Raw genomic sequence first — 4379 nt, 5'->3', positions numbered from 1 at the left:
AGAGCTGGTCGTACTTGCCGAACGGGTACGGGAAGTCGAACTGCTCCTCGAAGAACGCGAAGCTCTGCTTGGTCGTGTTGACCACGTTCTCGGTGTCCATGTGCTCGACCAGTGACTGGCGGCAGTAGTGGCCCAGCGGGATGGTGCCGAACTTGCCCTCGTAGGTGTCGAGGACCTCGTGGTACTCGCCCGCGATGATCGCGGTGATGTACGTGGACATCCGCTCCGTGGTCGGGAAGCGCCACACGGCCTTGCCCTCGCCGAGGGGCTCCGGCGTCGGGGTGGCCGCGTTGGAGACGACCTTCCAGTGCTCGGGAGCGGTCACGGTGAAGGTGAACACCGACTTGAGGTCGGGCTGCTCAAAGGTGGTGAAGACGCGACGGGCGTCGGGGACCTCGAACTGGGAGTAGAGGTAGACGCGGCCGTCGGCGGGGTCGACGAACCGGTGCAGGCCCTGGCCGATGTTGGTGTACGCGCACGCGGCGACCACCACGAGGGTGTTCTCCGCGGCGAGGTCGTCCAGCTGGATCCGGCTGTCGGCGTACACGACGGCGGGGTCGAGCTCGCGGCCGTTGAGCGTGATCGAGGAGATCTCCGCGTCGACGAGGTCGGCGAACGTGGAGGCTCCGGGGGTGGTGCTGGTGAACTCCAGTGTGGTGGTGGAGCCGAAGCGGTTCTCGCCCGTGGTGAGGTCGAGGACGATGTCGTACGAGGTGACGTCGAGGAGGGAGGCGCGAGTGGCGGCCTCGTCCCTCGTGAGGTTGGTTCCTGGCATGCACGGCAGTCAACCACCTCAGCCCCCGTGGTGGCACACCCGTTGTGACACCCCTGCACCTCGTTGGCCCGGGCGTGGCATCGTTTTCCCATGAGCAAGGACGCTGCTGACTTCTGGTTCGACCCGCTGTGCCCGTTCGTCTGGATCACCTCGCGGTGGATCCTGGAGGTGGAGAAGGTGCGCGACATCGAGGTGCGCTGGCACGTGATGAGCCTGGCCTACCTCAACAAGGACAAGGACATCCCCGACTCCTACCGGGAGCTGCTGGCCCCGGCGTGGGGACCGGTGCGGGTGCTGATGGCGGCCCAGGCCCGCCACGGCGCCGGCGTCCTGGCCGACGCGTACACCGCTTTCGGTGAGCGGATCCACCACGACAAGCGTGCGATCGACCGGGGTCTGGTCGAGGAGGTGCTCGCGGCCGTGGGGCTGGAGGCCGACCTCGCGGACGCGATGGACGACTCCTCCTGGGACGAGGCCGTGGCGGCCTCCCACCACGAGGGGATGGACCCCGTGGGCGACGACGTGGGCACGCCCACGATCCACGTCAACGGTGCCGCGTTCTTCGGCCCGGTGCTCAGCGCGATCCCGCGCGGCGAGGACGCCGGGGAGCTGTGGGACGGGGTCGTGAAGGTCGCGAAGTTCCCCTACTTCTACGAGCTCAAGCGCAGCCGTACGGGCGACCTCGACTTCTCCTGAGGGCGATTTCGGCGCATCCTTGAGTGATGTTCCGTCTCGGGAGTCACTCCAGTCACACCGTTCCCACGCTCGCGCGAGCGTCCGCGGCCGGCGTCGTGGGCCTGCTCGGGGTCGCGGTCCTGAGCGTCCCACCGGCCGTCGGGAGCGGGGTCGCGCACGCGGCACCCGCCCCGGTCAGCGAGGTGGGGCTGTCCCCGGTCGGGGGCGGCCTGCGCTCGGCCGAGGTGCCGCTCGGTTCCGACTCGCCGACGGGCGCGTCGCTGCGCGCGGGGGCGGCGGCCAGGACGGTGGCCACCGACGGGTTCACCATGGTCGGCGCCACCTGGCGCGGAGCGCGCGATCCCGGGCTGCAGGTACGGGTCCGCCAGGGCGGGACCTGGGGAACCTGGCAGGACCTCGAACCCTTGGGCGACGGCCCCGACGCGGACACCGCCGAGGGCCGACGTACCGAGGGGAGCGGCGCCACCGACCTGCTCTGGGTCGGGCGCAGCCGCGACCTGCAGGTCCGGGCGGGAGGCTCGGTGCCCGCGGGTGCCGAGCTCGTGCTCACCGACACCTCAGCGGTGCCGGCGACGACGCAGACCCGGGCCCCGGCGTCCGCGGCGGCGCGGTCGACCGTCTCGGCGGCACCGCGCTCGGCGAAGAGCGACGGGGCTCCTCGTCCGAGGATCCGCTCACGCAAGGTGTGGGGAGCCAACGAGAAGTGGCGCGACGGGGAGCCGACGTACGGCAAGAACATCAAGCAGGTGCACGTGCACCACACCGTCAACAGCAACGACTACGACCGCGACGACGTCGCCGGCATCATCCGCGGGATCTACCGGTACCACACCAAGAGCCTGGGCTGGTCCGACATCGGGTACAACGTGCTGGTCGACCGGTTCGGGCGGGCCTGGGTGGGCCGCTGGGGCGGGATCGCCAAGCGGGTCCAGGGCGCCCACACCCTCGGCTTCAACCACAACTCCACCGGCATCGCCGTGATCGGCAACTTCGAGACGACCGAGCCGCGCAAGTCCGTACGCCGCCGGATCGCGCGGATCTCCGCCTGGCTGCTGGACCGCGAGGGCCGCCGCGCCACGGGGACCGTGGTGCGGATCTCGCACGGTTCCGACAAGTTCCCCGAGGGCCGCAAGGTGCGGCTGGCGGTCATCGACGGGCACCGCGACACCAACGACACCGCCTGCCCCGGTCAGGAGCTGTACGACGTGCTGTCCCGGATCCGCGGGGCCGCCCAGTTCCGGATCAACCGCTACTGAGGGCTCCTCGCCGCACCCACGTCAGGAGGAGACGACCACGGTGGTCGCCGTGGTCGTGGCGATCATCGCCGCGACGTACGCGTCGATCGCCGCCTTGACCGCGGCGGCGGCCCACTGGCCGCGGGCGATCTCCTTGGCCCGGGCCTTCACCTGGGCCGTGGAGCCCTCGGTCGCGACCACCTTGTGCGCCCACCCGATCGAGTGCAGCAGGGCGATCACCGCACCCGTGTGCGGGTCCGGTTCGAGGCCGTGCACGAGGACCCCGACGAGCCGCTCGCGCACCGCGTCCTCGTGGCTGCTGTCGGCGGCCGGGTGCCGGGTGTACGGGAAGAGGCCGAGGACCTTGCGCTGCTCCCGGCGCAGGACGCCGCGCTCGACGAGCCGGTCGGCCACCACCGTGCGGGTGCCGCGGCCGAGCCGCTCGACCAGGGCCTCGGGGGTCCGCTGCTTGGCGAGCACGGTGGTCAGCGCCTCGGCGAGGACGGGGTCCTCAGGGCCGGGCCCGTCCTGACCGGTGACCTTGGGGGAGTGCCAGAAGCCGCGCTTGTCCTCGATCTCGACGAGGCCGCGCTCGGCCAGCTCGACGAGCAGCGCCCCGCCCATGAGCACGTCGAGGTAGGTCGACGCCTCGGTGCGGCCGTCCTCGTCGCAGGTGAGCAGGAGGAACACGTCCTCGGCGATCAGGTAGTCCATCGGTCTCTCCGTCCGTGCGGTACGCCCTGTCCACGGTAGCGGCCGGGTCACGCGGTGTGCGGTGGTCCGCGGAGGCTGAATAGACTCGCGCCCATGAGCAAGGTCCTCTCCGCAGTCGCCTGGCCGTACGCCAACGGCCCGCGCCACATCGGCCACGTCGCCGGTTTCGGCGTTCCCTCCGACGTCTTCAGCCGGTACATGCGGATGGCGGGCCACGACGTGCTCATGGTGTCGGGCTCCGACGAGCACGGCACCCCGATCCTGGTGGCCTCCGACAAGCTCGGCGAGACCGCTGGCGAGTTCGTCAACCGCAACCACTCGATCATCGCCCACGAGCTGCGCGACCTGGGGTGCTCGTACGACCTCTACACCCGGACGACGACCGGCAACCACTACGAGGTGGTGCGCGAGCTGTTCACCCGCTGCCTCGACAACGGCTACTTCATCGTGGAGCCGCAGCAGGTGGCTCTCGACCCCAACACCGGTCGTACGCTCCCGGACCGCTACATCGAGGGCACCTGCCCCAAGTGCGGCTACAAGGAGGCCCGCGGTGACCAGTGCGACAACTGCGGCAACCAGCTCGACCCCACCGACCTGATCGACCCGCGGTCCAAGATCGACGGCGCCGTCCCGCAGTTCGGCGAGACCGACCACTTCTTCCTCGACCTGCCCGCGGTGGCCGACGCCCTGCGGACCTACCTCGAGGAGCGCGACGCGTCGGGCACCTGGCGGCCCAACGTCATCAAGTTCTCCCTCAACATCCTCGACGACATCCGTCCGCGCGCCATGACGCGTGACATCGACTGGGGCATCCCGCTGCCCGGCGAGCTCGCCACGACGTACCCGGGCAAGCGGCTCTACGTCTGGTTCGACGCCGTGATCGGCTACCTGTCAGCCTCGATCGAGTGGGCGCGCCGCACCGGCAACCCCGACGCCTGGCGCGAGTGGTGGAACGACCC

4 protein-coding genes and 1 pseudogene are annotated in these 4379 nt (G+C 70.5%); 3 read left to right on the top strand and 2 right to left on the bottom strand.

Features of this window, described 5'->3' with window-relative positions; translation table 11 throughout:
* Window positions 1-775: pseudogene (locus tag ACI379_RS00675) on the bottom strand (aminopeptidase N); the annotation flags it as partial.
* Between the two features lie 90 nt (window positions 776-865).
* Here ACI379_RS00675 and ACI379_RS00670 point away from each other — a divergent pair.
* Both ACI379_RS00670 and ACI379_RS00665 read left to right on the top strand, forming a co-directional pair.
* Window positions 866-1471, top strand: coding sequence for a mycothiol-dependent nitroreductase Rv2466c family protein (locus tag ACI379_RS00670; protein ID WP_439790130.1), 606 nt, complete (start codon window positions 866-868; stop codon window positions 1469-1471).
* 26 nt (window positions 1472-1497) lie between these two features.
* A complete protein-coding gene (locus ACI379_RS00665; RefSeq protein ID WP_439790129.1) occupies window positions 1498-2727 on the top strand; it encodes an N-acetylmuramoyl-L-alanine amidase in 1230 nt (409 codons plus the stop codon).
* Between the two features lie 21 nt (window positions 2728-2748).
* Here the strand turns inward: ACI379_RS00665 and ACI379_RS00660 are convergent, their stop codons facing one another.
* Complete coding sequence (locus ACI379_RS00660) at window positions 2749-3420, bottom strand: GOLPH3/VPS74 family protein (protein ID WP_439790128.1); 672 nt, start codon at window positions 3418-3420, stop codon at window positions 2749-2751.
* A 93-nt stretch (window positions 3421-3513) separates the two neighbouring features.
* Here ACI379_RS00660 and ACI379_RS00655 point away from each other — a divergent pair.
* Window positions 3514-4379 (top strand): methionine--tRNA ligase (locus ACI379_RS00655; protein ID WP_439790127.1); only part of this gene is annotated, 866 nt, incomplete at its 3' end.

It is taken from the genome of Nocardioides sp., assembly GCF_051876515.1.
Classification (GTDB): domain Bacteria; phylum Actinomycetota; class Actinomycetes; order Propionibacteriales; family Nocardioidaceae; genus Nocardioides.
Note: the sequence above shows the minus strand (reverse complement) of the source record. Positions and strands in the feature narration are given on the sequence as shown.